Raw genomic sequence first — 14,691 nt, 5'->3', positions numbered from 1 at the left:
GCCGCGAGTCGGGGCAAGCCCGTTGGCGCAACCGTTACAGCAAACTGCTGACATTTCTGCTTTCGATGAGGGTAATTCAGAGTGCTCTAAGCCGACTTGTTGACGCCGAGTGAAACCGCAAACGTAGCGGCAAGCCGAGGGCAGGATGCCCGAGAGGCCCGTGAAGGCAGGGATGCCGCCTCGGGCCGATGCTGCCGCGAAGTGCGGTGAGAACGAGGGGCTTTCGTCAACCTTGGAGGCGCAGGGGAATCCAATGGGGCAGCGCCCCGTGGCCGCCGGAGGCAAAGAGAACAGAGTTGGGAGTAATTAGTTTGTAGTGGTCAGTAAAAGCAAGAGCGTTGCTGGCTGCCCGAGGTGATGCCAACAACGACCAAGGCGGCCACTCGGGCCGCCTTGGTTGATTCAAGCTGATGGGTTCGCCGCTGGGCGAAAACCACCTTAAGCGCGATTACGCTTCCCCAAACCGCGGACAAAGTTGCGCAGCAGCTGGTCGCCACATACTTGGAAGTTGCGGTGATCTGGGGCGCGGAACAGCGCTGACAGTTCGGTTTTGCTGATCTTAAAGCCGGCCAGCGCCAAGATGGCGATGATGTCGGTGTCTTTCAGTTCCAAAGCGATCCGCAGTTTGCGCAGAATGTCGTTGTTGGACAGGCGCGCTTTGGCCGCCAGCAGTTGTGGCTCGCGACCCTCTTGAATGCCGCGGTTTTTGATGATCAAACCATCCAGAAACGCCGCCAAAGTACGGTCACGACATGGGACGAAGCCAGCTTCATCTTCTTTCTTTAGCAGGTGATCCAATTCGTCCTGGCTGATTGGGTAATTCATCAACGCAAACACCGCAATCACGTCAGGATTGTTGAATTTCAGGGCGTAGCGCAGTTGGCGCAGCAGGTCGTTTTGCAGGATCATGATCGCTTCCAAATAAAAAATCGCCGCCAATGGTAGGGGATTTGGCGGCGATTTGCTCGGATTTCCGCAGTTGCTGTAGCGGCGTTAGCGTTTAAATTGGCTCGGTTCAAACCAAATGGCAAAGCGGCCCACCAGCAACCACGCGACGGTGCTGATCAGCAGCCAGTAACCGCCGCTGAGCACCAGGCAGGCGAGCCAGTAAAACAGCAGTGGCTCGGTGCTTTGGTCGCGCACGGCGATGTACAGCGAGGTGACCGCCAATAGCGCCAGAAATGCGGCAAACAGGCCGGTCATTAGGTTAATCAAGCGATGTCTAATATCCATATTTTCATCAACTACTTAATCGTTATTGGGAGGCCGAGTTGCTGGCATCGGCAGGTAGGTAATGTTGCCACAGATAGTGGCACCAAGCCTCGGTTTGCGCTGGCGGCAGCTGCGGATCCTGTTTGATTTTGAGTCGATGCTCGATGCTGCCGTACCACTCAAGTGAACCGATATCGGGGCCATGGCCTCGGCCATCGCTGGAATCGACATAACGCTCGATGCGTTCCAGCCCGGTGGGCGAGCAGTCATAGGCCTCGACGGCTTGGGGGGCGACGGTGGGGCTCTGACATGCGACTAACGGTACACAAAGCAGTGCCAACAATATCTTTTTCATCGGTTGTCCTAACGCTGAATTGATGCTGATAACGCCGGACAACCATGGTAAACGCTTCAACGTTGTTGGGCTATGGTCGTGCTGATGGCAGCGAACCTGCATTAACCGAGATGAACAATCCCGGGAAAAGCGATCGACAGTTGATAAGAGATCCACGGCAGCTGCCCGGTGGCCATGATCCCACCAAAGAACACCAGTAAACCGCCAAAGATTGGCGTTAATTTCTGCCCGATCCGAGTTAGCGACGGCAAGATTTTATCCAGATGCTTGAAGTAAAAAGCCATCAAGAGAAACGGCAAGATAAAACCGAACGCATAAGCAACGAGCATTGGCATGCCGCTGGCGGCGGTTGTTGCGGTGGCGCTATAGGCGACGATGGCGCTTAAGATCGGGCCGGCGCAGGGGGAGCGGCCAAAGGCAAAGGCAATTCCCAAGGTAAAAGAGGCAACGGCTGATTTGGGGCTAATTACGGTTGGTTTATTACAGCTGCAGTCACTGCTGCGGCTGTTTGGGAAGGTAATCCAGCCTAAGGTGGTTAAGCCAAATAAGATAATGAAAATGCCAGCAACGGATTGAAACTCCGCTTGGTAATCACGGACGAAGCGGGCGACATAGGTAGTGCCGATAGCGAGCGCGGCGAAGAACGTTAATAAGCCAGAGATAAAGTACAGGCTGTGATTGATAACCTGCTTGTGAGATTGGCTTTTGCCGCCCAGAAAGGACAAATAACCGGGCATTAAAATCAGCGAGCATGGCGATAAAAATGAGATCAGTCCTGCAGCAAAGGCACCAAACAAGCCAAGGTGGGCAAGATCAATCATGATAACCGCCAGCGGCTGGCTGTGAGTTTCGATCGTCAGTAGACGCCGGTGATTGACCGCCGATATAAGCAAGTTGAGGTAGTAGTAACATTAGGAGTTAAATCTGGATTTTGATATATCTGGTTTTATCGAACTAACGTTGGTAAGTCGAGTTCTCCCATCGTGTTACTGAGTAAACTGTGATCAAGGCATGTGCTGGTTTGTCGAACCCCACATGCCAATGATCAAAGGCGTTAGGTTAGCTTGTACAGAGCTTGCTCTAATGCCAAAAACGGTTGTTGTGCCTGTTGGCCATAGCCGATCATCTTAGAGGCTTTTAACTTGGTCAGCCATGGGCTTGGCAGCGCGCTTAGGTAACGGGCGCCAAGTCGTGGGCTGTAGGCGAGTTGCTGTTCCTGCAAGGCCTGCTTAAGCGGGGCTAACCACGCACTTAGCTGACTGTCATCGGCGATCGCCAGTGGCGGTGGTTCTGGCAAGCTGACGGCGCGGCCGCGACAGGCGGAGCAGTGGCCGCAGGCTGTGGGGGCGGCGTGATCGCCAAAGTAGCTGGCCAAAGCGTGACTAACGCAATCTGGGGTTTGCAGCAGTCCGAGCAGATTGTCGATCCGCGCCACTTCACTGCGCTCTTTGTCGGCAAACTGCTGGCTTAGTTGTTCCAATAACGGTTGCAATGCGGGCAGCGGTTGGGCGACGCCGTAGACCTCGGTCATCTGTTTGGTTTGCAGTTCAATCAGCCCCAGTTCGGCAAAGTAATCCAGTGCGGCGAGGGCGCGGCTGCGCTCGCTGCCATACACCTGATACAGCGCGTCGAAGTCGACCTGCCACCAGATCCGGGCTTTTTGGCAGGCTTGCAGCAGCGCCGTCACAAACCCTTGGCGCTCGCCGCTAAAGCGATTAATCAGTTGCTCTTCAGTGACCAACAGCTTGAATTTAACCTCGGCAAAGTAGCTGTACTTGGCTTCAATCAATCCAGCCATCTCTAGGTAAACCAGTAGGGTGCGCAGCGGCAGCGGCCGGATATTGCTGGCACTCGATAGTTGCCGATCCATTAACTCCCACTGCGATCCGGCTTGGGCGATGTCATCCAGTACATGGCGAATGCTGGCGGGCTCTGGGGTATCGCCAAAGATGAAGTTTTCCAGCACCGCGCGGTTGCTTAAGTTGGCCAGCACCACACAGTGGCTAAGATTGCCGTCGCGACCGGCACGACCGATCTCTTGCGAGTAGTTCTCTACCGATTTCGGCAGATCGTAGTGCAGCACATGGCGAATGTCGGCTTTATCGATGCCCATGCCAAAGGCGATGGTGGCGACGATGCAGTGCAACTGCCCCGCCATAAACTGCTGTTGGATCTGCTGGCGGCGGTCGCTGTCCATGCCGGCGTGGTAAGCCGAGACCTGATGGCCTTGTTGCTGCAGTTGGCCAGCAACCTGTTCGGCGGTTTGCTGCTGGGTGACATAGACGATCGCCGCTTGGCCACGGGCCTTATCCAGATAGCGCGCCAGATAGTCGCTGCGTTGCTGTGGGCTAACCGCCACCACCGACAGATCGAGATTGCTGCGGTAAAAGCCGGTGGTGGTGATGCACTCTGGGGCAATCTGAAACTTTGCCGCCATATCTTCAATCACCGCTGGGGTGGCGGTGGCTGTCAGGAGCAGTACCTGGGGAATGTTCAGTGACTGGCAGTAGTGCGGCAGTTTCAGGTAATCAGGGCGAAAGTTGTGGCCCCATTCACTGATGCAGTGGGCTTCATCGACCACCAACAGACTGATCGGCACTTGGCTAATGAATTGGCGAAAGCGTTCATTCTTGAGCCGCTCAACCGAGATCATCAACACCTTAATTTGGCCGGCGCGCACCTGCTGCATTACCTGTTTGGCTTGCTCGAAGTTTTGGGTCGAATCGATGCTGGCGGCGGCGATGCCTTTATTGTGCAAAAACGCCAATTGATCCTGCATCAGTGCCAGCAGTGGCGAGATCACCAAAGTCAGATGCGGTAGCACCATCGCTGGCAGTTGATAGCACAGCGATTTACCGGAACCGGTAGGAAAGATCGCCGCAGCGCTGCGACCCGTTAGCAGGTGTTCAATGGTTTGCTGCTGACCGGGGCGAAACTGGCTGAATCCAAAGTGCTGTTGCAGCAGTTCGCTGGCGTTAATTGAAGCGGACATAAGTGGCCTTGTGGTGATTTATGGGCGGTGCCAACGGCGGCGATTATGGTGTCGGCATTGGCTCCCCCTAGCGAGTACGTATACTGAAACGCAAAACGATGCAGGTAAAGGAGTAGAGCCAATGAAAGGATTGTTAATCAAAGGACTGCGTGAAGGGCTAGGGCGAATTATGGTCTTCGCTGACTGGCTAACGCGGCCGCGCCCCATGCAGCGCAGTAGTGACGCGCAGCAGCAGGTGGAGCAGCAACTTAGCGGGCTAGCACTGTATCAACTGTACGCCTGCCCGTTTTGCATTAAGACCCGCCGCACCTTGCATCGGCTTAATCTGCCGATGGCTCTGCGCAGTACCAAGGTCGGCAGCCCCTACCGTGAGCAACTGGCCACCGAAGGCGGCAAACTGGTGGTGCCCTGTTTGCGTATTGAGGAAGGTAATCAGGTGCGCTGGATGTATGAATCGAGCGAGATTATTGCTTATCTAGAGCAGCGCTTTGGCGCCGCATAATGGCGGCAAATGTTAGTGCACCGTTAAGTGCGACTTATCCCAGTTAACATCGCTAACATTCCGCCTTTGCGCTAGATCATCTGCAACGTCATTGCTGCCAATCCTGACAAATTTGTTGATCTGTTTCATGGGCGACCGGTCTGCCAAGGTGTTTGATATGCACGTTATCAACACAAGGGCGCGATCATGAACGAGCGAATTGATGTAAGCCCGGCCTTAAGGGCGGTGCAGATGGTGATGGAGCGGGGCTATGAAGTCGATGGCGGCCGCGAATATTTAGGGTTCTTTGCAGAAGGCGATTGGGACGATTACAACATCTCGTTAAGCCACGATAATGTCCGTTTGGATATTGGTTTTCACAACACCTATCGGCTGGTGTCACCGAATGACGCGGCCACTCAGCGGTTTGTCGATGCGATGAATCTGCTGGTTTCCGAACAGCCATTAAATCCATTGCATTAAGGCACTTGGATGGCAATAACGCCCTGCGAACGCAGGGCGTTGTCATTTTCGGCAAAAAAGTCCTTTCCCTAGTGGGCGGCTTTGGCTACCCTGCGGCGTTTATTTTTACTCCAAGGGTTCATGTCGATGATCATTGCCAATAACATCACCATGCAGTTTGGCGCCAAGCCGCTGTTTGAGAACATCAGCGTTAAGTTTGGCGGCGGCAACCGCTACGGTCTTATCGGCGCCAACGGCTGCGGTAAGTCCACCTTTATGAAGATCCTCTCCGGTGAGCTGGAGCCAAGCTCCGGTAACGTGGCAGTGGAAGCGAACACCCGCGTGGCCAAACTGGGTCAGGATCAGTGGGCCTTTGAAGAATACAGCGTGATCGACACCGTGATCATGGGTCACAAAGAGTTGTGGCAGGTTAAAGCTGAGCGCGACCGCATCTACTCGCTGCCAGAGATGTCTGAAGAAGACGGTATGAAAGTGGCCGATCTGGAAGTGGAATTTGCCGAGATGGACGGTTACTCCGCCGAAGCTCGCGCAGGCGAACTGCTGCTGGGTCTGGGCTTGGAAGAGAGCCTGCACTTTGGCCCAATGAGCGCGGTAGCCCCGGGTTTGAAAGTACGAGTGCTGCTGGCACAGGTACTGTTCGCCGATCCAGACATCATGCTGCTGGACGAACCAACCAACAACTTGGACATCCACACCATCCACTGGTTGGAAGACGTTCTGAACGCCCGTCAGTGCACCATGATCATCATCTCGCACGACCGTCACTTCCTGAACTCCGTGTGTACCCACATGGCCGACATCGACTACGGTGAGCTGCGTGTGTACCCAGGTAACTACGACGAGTACATGACCGCGGCGTCACAAGCTCGTGAGCGTCTGCTGGCGGACAACGCTAAGAAGAAAGCCCAGATCGCGGAACTGCAAGGCTTCGTAGCGCGATTCTCTGCTAACGCTTCTAAGGCACGTCAGGCCACCTCTCGTGCGAAGCAGATCGATAAGATCCAGCTGGCGGAAGTGAAAGCCTCTAGCCGTCAATCGCCGTTCATCCGCTTCGACCAAGAGAAGAAGCTGTTCCGTCAGGCGCTGGAAGTGGAAGGTCTGGGTCAAGGCTACGACGGCGAGCTGCTGTTCAAAGGTCTGGATCTGAAAGTGGATGTGGGCGAGCGCATCGCCATCATCGGTGCCAACGGCATCGGTAAATCCACCCTGCTGCACACTCTAGTGGGCGCCATGGAAGCCAAAGAGGGTTCCATCAAGTGGTCTGAAAACAGCAACATCGGTTACTACGCGCAGGACCACGCCCACGAGTTTGAGCAGGACATGAACCTGTTCGATTGGATGAGCCAGTGGAACAAAGACGGCGGTGACGAGCAGGTGATCCGTTCCTTCTTGGGTCGTATGCTGTTTGGCGCCAACGACATCAAGAAGTCCACCAAAGTGATCTCCGGTGGTGAGCAAGGTCGCATGCTGTTCGGCAAGCTGATGATGCAGCGTCCAAACATTCTGGTGATGGACGAGCCAACCAACCACATGGACATGGAATCGATTGAAGCACTGAACACCTCGCTGGAGCAGTACCCAGGTACCCTGCTGTTCGTATCCCACGACCGCGTGTTTGTATCTTCTATCGCGACCCGCATCATCGAGCTGAAAGCCGATGGCATCACCGACTTCCACGGTACCTACGAAGAGTACCTGCGCAGTCAGGGTCTGGAAGGCTAAGCTTTCTGTTCCTGTGATGGATAACAAAACAGCCGCTCATTGAGCGGCTGTTTTTGTATCTCCTACTGCAGGGGAGTATTGCTAATGGTCGCGCCATTTTGGCCGACATAGGCATTCATCAGTAGGCGCCCGTATGGGTCAAATGCGGTATGGAATACCATTTTGACCTCAGAGAGATCGGCGCTTTGTGCCTGTTGCTTGCCATCGTCGATGCCAACGCGAACTCGGTTGTCACCATTAACACCATGGTGCACCCAAAGATCGGCTTCGATTACAAATGGGTTTGGACGCTGCCATTGGTAGCTGAAATTTTCCGGCTCGCCGGAGATAAACGCTTTGCGAGCCATAAACTGCTGGAGCATTTCCTCTTTAGCAGTTGGACCTTTACTCAAGGTAAATGACTTTTCGGCAATTTGTTGTTCAGCGCCATTAAGGAAGGTCATGGTGTAAGTCAGATTTTGTTTTCCTTCGACTGCGGCCATATCGCTAATAACAATGCCATTCATCATTGGGCTTTCGAAGTGCCCTTGTTCATTGATGTAGCCTAAGTGACAGTTGCCGTTGGCTTCATCGCGAGAGATGGCGTTGATGGTGTAGTCGGTAATTCCTTCGCCGGAAACTCGAACGGAGCTAAAGCCACGGAACTCAGGGAAGGTATCGGCAATGAATACTGGCGACGTTTCGATTGTGCTGCAGCGCTCGCTGTCTAGGAAAGCATCGACCTCTAAGCGCCACTCAAAGAAATCTTGTTCGCCAGCCCAGAAATAGCCGGCTTCATGCCAAGTGGCTTTGAAGAACAGATTCGAAGAGGTGGGCAGCTGGTATTTATCGCCTTGGAAGGTCAGTTGGTCGCCTTCGTAGGTAAACCAACCGCGCTGGCGACTGGCATTGGCAAATACGCCATGTTCAAAGCGTTCGGTGAACACAATTAAGTAGCTGTTATCACCGTCTTTATCAACGATCTCTAGATCGCGATAGCGGTTCATCTCGCCCACTTCGGCGTTTGCACCATTGTGGAAGTTTTCCACGACGTCCGTTTGGCCAATAGCACCAAACCATTCAGCCTCTGAGTGTACGAGCTCAGTAAGACGAGGGTGGTCTTCGTCTTTATTCAGCAGAATAATCTCTTCCATCAGTGCATCGGCGTCGGCAACCACGTTCAGGTCGTGCTTTGAATACTCCAATGGCAGTTCGCCATCCCAATGACCAGTGGCGTAATCGAAGTTCAATTGCTTGTGGCTAATGCTGTCACTGATAACCACTTCGGTAGCAGTAAAAGCAAACTTCAGCACCGCCATCACCGCGTCCAGCCCTTGGTAATCACCGCGGCTTTCGGCGCGCAGCAGATCGATGTCGAGAGGGACCTCGGCGGCAGTAAACAGCGGTACCAGCTTCTCTTTAAGCTCGGATTGCGCATCAGCAAACGCCGCTTTAGTCATAGCTTCGCGATAGTTCGCAGGGTTTTGATACACCTGTTCGGCATCGACTCCGGTGACCATACTGATCAGCACACGGGTCAGCGGTGACAAGTTGATGTAGCTGGCGTCGCCATCCAGTACCACGCTGTAAAGTTCGACGTCTTGTCCGGCGCTGGTGCCTTCAATGCGCATCACCATCGGCAACGGTTGGCCATCGAGTGCCAGTTGGAATTTGCCGTCATGGATTGGCTTAAGCGCGGTTGCTTTGGCCGCACCTGCGACGTTGATATACCCCTGGATCGTTCCCCCTTGCGAAGCCATTCCGTGGATTTGAGTTGCTGGAGTCGGGGAGTCGCTGCCGCCGGAACAGGCGCTGAGTAATGCCGCGCTAACCAGCGTAAGGGCGAAAGAGTGAAGTTTCATCAAGTGCCTCTACCAAGCCTAAAAAGTGGCGGCATGGTAAAGCGAGTCGAAGTCATTACCTATAGCTAACCGTTTGTTGTTGAAACTAATTAATGAGCATTTGTGAGATTGCTCGCAAATTGTCCATCGTGGTTCGCGGGCTAACGGATTGGCTGTCATGGTTTGAATTGAACACTAAATGCACTAGTTATGTTGCATCTAAAACAATGCGGCGTATACTGGCCGGCATCGATTTATGTTGTAGGTGAAACATTATGGCGAGCAGAGTTTATCAGTGGGCGTTATGGGCGGTGTTAACGGCGGCGGCGTTGTTGTCGTTGTTTCTGGTGACCAGCGATAACGTCGCACCGTTCACTACCCAAGCACAGTTGCACCTACCAACCAGCCGGATTGCCGCCCAAGTGTCGGCGCCCATCGCTCAGTTGGCGGTCCATAATGGCCAACAGGTCAAAGCCGGTCAGGTGTTGATGCAGCTCGATCCCAGTCGCTTTCAGTTGGCCGTGACCCAAGCGCAGGCGGCGTTGGTGGAAGCTCAGCAGGCGCAACAAGCCAAGCAGCAACAGCTGGCCGCCGCGCAAGCGACCTTGAGTCAGCGTCAGCAAGAGGCGGTCAACTCTGCTCGTCAGTTCAAACGCAATCAGCAGCTGTTTGCCAAAAACCTACTCAGCCAATCGCAGCTGGATGACAGTGAGGCCGATAACGGCGTGCGTCAGCAGGCGGTGCAAGCCGCGCAAGCCGATGTCGCCCGGTTGCAAGCGGAACTGCGTCAGAGCAGTGAGCAGGGCGCCTTGGCGGCAGCTCAAGCGCAGGTGCAATTGGCTCAGCTTGATCTGCAACACACCACCGTGGTCGCGCCATTTGATGGGGTGATCAGCAACCTTAATTTAAGCCAAGGTACCTTTATCAGTGCCGGTGCCCCGGTGCTGTTTTTGGTCGATCGTCAGCACGGTTGGGTGAACGCCGACTTCAATGAAAAGGGCAGCCGTGAGTTAACCGTCGGCGCCCAGGTTCGGTTGGTGTTTGATGCTCTGCCGGGACAGGTATTTATCGGTACCGTTAGCGGCCGTGAGTTGGCGGTGCACGATGCCAGCAGCGATACCAACGATCTGGCCAGTGTGGTCAATGACGACCGCTGGATCCGCGATCAGCAAAAGGTTCGAGTCCAAGTACAGCTGCCCAACCTTAATCCAGAGCTGTTTTCCGGCTCCAAAGCCAGCGTGATGGTGGTGTCTGATTCCCCTGTGTGGGGGCCACTCGCCAGTGCTTGGATGACGCTATTAGCCCAGTTGCGCTACTTGGTGTAAGGAGGGCAATATGGCTGGCAATTTGACTAAGCCAAGCGCCTTCAACGTCAACTGGCAAGAGGTGGCGTGGATCAGCGCCATCGTCAGTCTTGGGATGTTGGCACAGTGGTTACTGCAACTGCGGATCTCCGCCCACTTGGCGCTGTTCCCGGTGATGGCGGCCACGCTAGTTCGCGATTATTCGCCGCTGGGGTTGGTAAAACAGTTTCTTCCCACTATCGCCACCGCCGCCGGTGCTTTGCTGTTGTGTGACATCTTTGCCGCTCATCCGGCGGTGATCTGGAGCATCAGCCTGTTTGTGTTCGATCGGGTTCGTTGTTGGGCTGATACACCCGCCAAGCAAAGTCGAGCCATGGCCCCATTGTTGAACTGGTTTTTGGTGGTGGTGTTTTTTCAACACAGCAGCGTACCGATGACCGAATGGTTGCGCTGCATGGTAACCGCGTTGCTGGTGACCATTGTGGTGGTGCAGCTGGTGCGCGTATTTTTACCTGTGCCACAACGGCCATTGCCACCGGCCGTAGCGCCAATGGCGGCCACCTACCAGCAGCGTTTGGTGTTTGTGTTGTTGCTGGGCAGTGGCCTAGCGTTCTTGATGATGGTGGATTTGGCGGCGGCGACGTTTTGCATGATGCCGGTGATCACGGCCGCCGGCCAAGTGCAGCGGCAGGGCTATCAAGCGGTACTGCGCAGCACTTTGCAAGGTCACGTTGGCGGCTGCGCGCTGGCGATGATTTTCATCACCTTGCTGTTGGGGCAATACAGTCACTTTATGGTTTATGGCACCGCCTTAGTGGCGTTAGTGACCTTGATGGCGTACTGGATCTGCGCCAGCAGTGGAGCGGTTCGAGTACTGCATAATCAAGGGCTTTTGGGTACTATGCTGCCGCTGCAACTGTACCTCAGTAGCAGTGACTGGGGATTGCAAGACACCTTTCATCGGGGCGGCTATCTGTTGGTGGTATTGTTGCTGTTGTTTGCCGTTCAAGGAGCAATTTATGGATCCAAAGGAGCCGCGGATGATCACCGGCATTGAGGAGTTGGATCGCAATCCCATGTTTTTGATGGGCTTGGTGTATAAGCAGTTCCGCGCGCAGGTGGCTCAGCAACTCAGCGTTGGCTGTGAGATCTCATTGGAGATGTTTGGGGCGCTGCGGGTGTTGCAGCAGCATGGCCAGATCACCCAGCAGCAGTTGGCGGATTACCTGATGCGAGATCGCTCGGTGACTAAGCGGTTGGCTGATAACGCCATTAAGTTGGGACTGGTGCAGGCCGATAAAAGCAACACCAATAAGAAGATTAAACTGCTGTCGTTAACCACCGCCGGTGAGCAACAGCTCGCCCACAGTAAACCGCTGGTTGCTGAGCTAAATCAGCAGTTTCGCAGTCCTCTAAGCGATGCTGAACAGCAGCAGTTGCAACAGCTACTGAGTAAGTTAGTGCGCGTGGATTTGGTGACCGACTAACAACGGCGCCGTAATAGTAGCCAGCCCTTGAGGCTGGCTTTTTTGGATGGCGGTGCTGGGTCAGGATTCAGTGCTAACCAACTGATCAACCAAGCGGCAGGCGATAACGCTCTCGCTCTACGCCTGCTCGAACTCGGTCGCTGGATCGTTGTATTAGCGAGGATTCGAACCGCAGGTTCTTGGGTTTTAGATACGAAAAAGCCCGTTCAATGAACGGGCTTGTCGCAAAGTGGGCGCTGGATTGTCGTATTAGTGAGGATTCGAACCTCTGACCCTCTTGTTCCGCGATGCCAATAGCTGCGATGTGCGGCCAAGCTGCGCTAATCAGCTTATCGGTCATATAAACGAAAAAAGCCTGCTCAATGAGCAGGCTTGTTCGAAAGTGGTCGCTGGATCGTTGTATTAGCGAGGATTCGAACCGCAGGTTCTTGGATTTTAGATACGAAAAAGCCCGTTCAATGAACGGGCTTATCGCACAGTGGTCGCTGGATTGTCGCATTAGTTAGGATTCGAACCTCTGACCCTTGGCTTCGTCATACCAACAGTAGCGCTGATCGCTTTCTTGGTGGAAAGGCCAGTTCTTGAAACGAAAAAAGCCTGCTCAATGAGCAGGCTTCTTCGAAAGTGGTCGCTGGATCGTTGTATTGGCGAGGATTCGAACCGCAGGTTCTTGGATTTTAGATACGAAAAAGCCCGTTCAATGAACGGGCTTGTCGTAAAGTGGTCGCTGGATTGTCGCATTAGTGAGGATTCGAATCTCTGATCCTCTTGTTCCGCGATGCCAACAGCTGTGATGCACGGCCAAGCTGCGCTATTCAGCTTATCGGGGGTTAAAACGAAAAAAAGCCTGCTCAATGAGCAGGCTTCTTCGAAAGTGGTCGGTGATAGAGGATTCGAACCTCTGACCCTCTGGTCCCAAACCAGATGCGCTACCAGGCTGCGCTAATCACCGACATATTGTGTGCTGTATCTCTACAGCAGGTCGACCATTGTAGCGGTCAACGAGGCGCTATTCTAGTGATTTTGCTTTGCTGTGCAAGCCCCGATTTCGGCTTTTTGAAACAACTGCGGTTTTTGTGCACAACTGTGCCGTTGCTCGTTCACTATTTATGTCCTTTTGGAATAAAAAGTAGGCTTTGTCTATTTCATCTGTTCTAACGAGGCTGGGTAAACTGCTTGCATCGTTACCCTTAACAGGATGTTGTTGTGCCGATGCTGCCATCAGATGTTGTTCCCTTCACCACTAAATCTGCGCCTGCAGTGTCCAAACCGGTGATGCTAATTGGTGCCGGCCCCGGCGATCCGGGTTTGCTAACGTTGCATGCCATTAATGGGATCAACCAAGCCGAGGTGATTCTGGTCGATGCGTTGGTCTCTGCAGAGATCCGCCAGTTGTTGCCAGCTGAGGCCGAAATTATCGATGTGGGTAAGCGCTGCGGTAAACACAGCATGGATCAGCGCCAGATTGAGCGGGTCATGGTCGCCAAAGCGCTTGCTGGTTTGCGAGTGGTTCGCTTAAAAGGCGGCGATGCGATGATGTTCGCTCGGGTAGCTGAAGAGCTTAGTGCCCTAAAAGCGGCAGGTTTAAGCTATCGAGTGGTACCGGGAGTCACCGCCGCCAGTGGTTTAAGCGCTTACGGGGCAATGCCACTTACCGACCGGCAGTTGGCACAGGGAGTGACCTTGATAACCGGCCATGGCAAGCAGGGGCAGGTTGAGGATTGGCGTCCCTATGTGATTGCCAATCATACCTTGGTGATCTACATGGGGCTAAAGCAGGCGAATACCATCCAACAGGGCTTATTGGCTGCGGGCATGTCGGCGCAAATGCCGGTGGCGATCGTGGGTCAGGCGACCCAGCCAGGGCAGCAGCGGATTGTCGGTAACTTGGCGCAACTCACCGAACTGGCAAGCGCGGCAGCGGTACCGACTCCGGCAGCGATCATCATCGGTGAGGTGGTCAATTTAGCGGCGCAACTAGATTGGTTTGAGCCTCAACTCCAGCGCAGCGCTTTGCTGCCCAACGTTAGTAAAGCGGCGATGTAGTCGTTTGGCGTTTCCTGTTGCAGCAGCTTCGACAGCTCTTCACCGCTGTGACTAAAGCGGTAATAGCGTAGATGCACTCTGGCGTTCTGTGGTTGCAATTGCAGTGGCCGTGAACGTAATTGCAGTGTCAGTGGTCGTTGTGGCAACGTGCCAGTTTCCATCTCTACCGCGTGCAGTAGTCCCAACTCCCGTAGGGTTAAGATGGCGGAATAGGGCAATCCCAGCGTAGTTAATGGCAACTGTTCGCCGGCGGCCGCAATCAATCCTCCCCAAGCGGGATCGCTGCGCCAACCGGTGACGATAATCGGATTCGGATCTTGGTCGAAGCGGCCGCTTAAGCTGACAGCGGTCAACAGCAGCTGGGCATCGCGATGATTCATCCGCTTCAGCGCGTCAAGCGCCTTAAAGCCGAAACTGCGTGGCTGTGCCAGTTCGACTGTGAGGATCTGCCCCCACAGCTTTTGCATTTTGGGATTGTGGATCTGTTCGGCCAGTTGCGAGAACTGATGCCACCAGTCGGGATCCAGCTCATGGCTGGCAATTTCGCTGTTACTGCCCGCCACCGCGTGTTTCACCACCGCTTCTAAATTGCTCTGGTACTGCTCGAGTAAACGGTTGTGGCGAAATTCGACTCGTTCCGGTAACGCTTCCAGCTCCTGTCCTAGACCAATCTTACGACTAAGATCGAGCACCGCCGCTCGGGTGCTTTGATGGCTGTGGCCGCTGCTGTGGGCAATGGGCGGCTGTGTTGGTGACGCGGTGGCAGACATGGCGACTCCGAAAACAAAA

General features: G+C 54.3%; 14 protein-coding genes and 1 tRNA gene. 7 read left to right on the top strand and 8 right to left on the bottom strand.

Translation table 11 applies throughout. The features are described 5' to 3' along the window. Window positions 1-438: 438 nt before the first annotated feature. The 5 genes from G506_RS0105540 to G506_RS0105520 form a co-directional block, all read right to left on the bottom strand. Entirely contained in the window at window positions 439-909 is a 471-nt protein-coding gene (locus tag G506_RS0105540; protein WP_240473389.1) for a YehS family protein, read from the bottom strand. A gap of 84 nt (window positions 910-993) precedes the next feature. Next, window positions 994-1,233, bottom strand: a complete 240-nt coding sequence (locus G506_RS0105535) for a hypothetical protein (RefSeq protein ID WP_156904811.1) — start codon at window positions 1,231-1,233, stop codon at window positions 994-996. A gap of 22 nt (window positions 1,234-1,255) precedes the next feature. Continuing rightward, entirely contained in the window at window positions 1,256-1,567 is a 312-nt protein-coding gene (locus G506_RS20350) for a hypothetical protein (RefSeq protein WP_156904810.1), read from the bottom strand. A gap of 101 nt (window positions 1,568-1,668) precedes the next feature. Beyond that, complete coding sequence (locus tag G506_RS0105525) at window positions 1,669-2,388, bottom strand: cytochrome c biogenesis CcdA family protein (RefSeq protein ID WP_156904809.1); 720 nt, start codon at window positions 2,386-2,388, stop codon at window positions 1,669-1,671. A 233-nt stretch (window positions 2,389-2,621) separates the two neighbouring features. Continuing rightward, window positions 2,622-4,559 (bottom strand): RecQ family ATP-dependent DNA helicase, encoded by a 1,938-nt coding sequence (locus tag G506_RS0105520; protein ID WP_028115996.1) that lies wholly within the window; start codon window positions 4,557-4,559, stop codon window positions 2,622-2,624. A 121-nt stretch (window positions 4,560-4,680) separates the two neighbouring features. On the opposite strand from G506_RS0105520, the gene G506_RS0105515 reads away from it, so the two are divergent. The 3 genes from G506_RS0105515 to G506_RS0105505 all read left to right on the top strand — a co-directional run bounded on the left by G506_RS0105515 (window position 4,681) and on the right by G506_RS0105505 (window position 7,245). Continuing rightward, complete coding sequence (locus G506_RS0105515; protein ID WP_205619476.1) at window positions 4,681-5,061, top strand: glutathione S-transferase N-terminal domain-containing protein; 381 nt, start codon at window positions 4,681-4,683, stop codon at window positions 5,059-5,061. 186 nt (window positions 5,062-5,247) lie between these two features. Then, complete coding sequence (locus G506_RS18925) at window positions 5,248-5,523, top strand: DUF3081 family protein (RefSeq protein WP_051201928.1); 276 nt, start codon at window positions 5,248-5,250, stop codon at window positions 5,521-5,523. A gap of 126 nt (window positions 5,524-5,649) precedes the next feature. Next, window positions 5,650-7,245, top strand: a complete 1,596-nt coding sequence (locus G506_RS0105505) for an ABC-F family ATPase (protein WP_028115994.1) — start codon at window positions 5,650-5,652, stop codon at window positions 7,243-7,245. A gap of 62 nt (window positions 7,246-7,307) precedes the next feature. Here the strand turns inward: G506_RS0105505 and G506_RS0105500 are convergent, their stop codons facing one another. After that, window positions 7,308-9,086, bottom strand: a complete 1,779-nt coding sequence (locus G506_RS0105500) for a hypothetical protein (protein ID WP_028115993.1) — start codon at window positions 9,084-9,086, stop codon at window positions 7,308-7,310. A gap of 254 nt (window positions 9,087-9,340) precedes the next feature. On the opposite strand from G506_RS0105500, the gene G506_RS0105495 reads away from it, so the two are divergent. The 3 genes from G506_RS0105495 to G506_RS0105485 are packed head-to-tail and all read left to right on the top strand — an operon-like array spanning window position 9,341 to window position 11,856. Further along, window positions 9,341-10,390 carry an HlyD family secretion protein gene (locus G506_RS0105495; protein ID WP_028115992.1) on the top strand — a complete coding sequence of 350 codons (1,050 nt, stop codon included), beginning with the start codon at window positions 9,341-9,343 and terminating at the stop codon, window positions 10,388-10,390. 10 nt (window positions 10,391-10,400) lie between these two features. Continuing rightward, window positions 10,401-11,426, top strand: coding sequence for a DUF2955 domain-containing protein (locus G506_RS0105490; protein ID WP_051201927.1), 1,026 nt, complete (start codon window positions 10,401-10,403; stop codon window positions 11,424-11,426). Beyond that, the gene (locus G506_RS0105485; protein ID WP_028115990.1) at window positions 11,389-11,856 is read left to right on the top strand and encodes a MarR family winged helix-turn-helix transcriptional regulator; all 468 of its coding nucleotides are present in this window, start codon (window positions 11,389-11,391) and stop codon (window positions 11,854-11,856) included. The genes G506_RS0105490 and G506_RS0105485 overlap by 38 nt, the downstream gene beginning before the upstream one ends. Before the next feature lie 875 nt (window positions 11,857-12,731). Here the strand turns inward: G506_RS0105485 and G506_RS0105480 are convergent. Beyond that, window positions 12,732-12,808 (bottom strand) — tRNA-Pro (locus tag G506_RS0105480). A gap of 308 nt (window positions 12,809-13,116) precedes the next feature. Between G506_RS0105480 and cobA the strand changes: the two genes are divergently transcribed. Beyond that, window positions 13,117-13,902 (top strand): uroporphyrinogen-III C-methyltransferase, encoded by a 786-nt coding sequence (gene cobA, locus G506_RS0105475; protein WP_028115989.1) that lies wholly within the window; start codon window positions 13,117-13,119, stop codon window positions 13,900-13,902. Here the strand turns inward: cobA and G506_RS0105470 are convergent. Beyond that, the gene (locus G506_RS0105470) at window positions 13,851-14,672 is read right to left on the bottom strand and encodes a TIGR03899 family protein (RefSeq protein ID WP_028115988.1); all 822 of its coding nucleotides are present in this window, start codon (window positions 14,670-14,672) and stop codon (window positions 13,851-13,853) included. The genes cobA and G506_RS0105470 overlap by 52 nt on opposite strands. Window positions 14,673-14,691 lie beyond the last annotated feature (19 nt).

Origin of the sequence: Ferrimonas senticii DSM 18821, from assembly GCF_000422665.1 — a bacterium.
Taxonomy (GTDB): Bacteria; Pseudomonadota; Gammaproteobacteria; order Enterobacterales; family Shewanellaceae; genus Ferrimonas; species Ferrimonas senticii.
The sequence above is the reverse complement of the archived record's forward strand: the minus strand, read 5'-3'. Positions and strand labels throughout refer to the sequence as shown.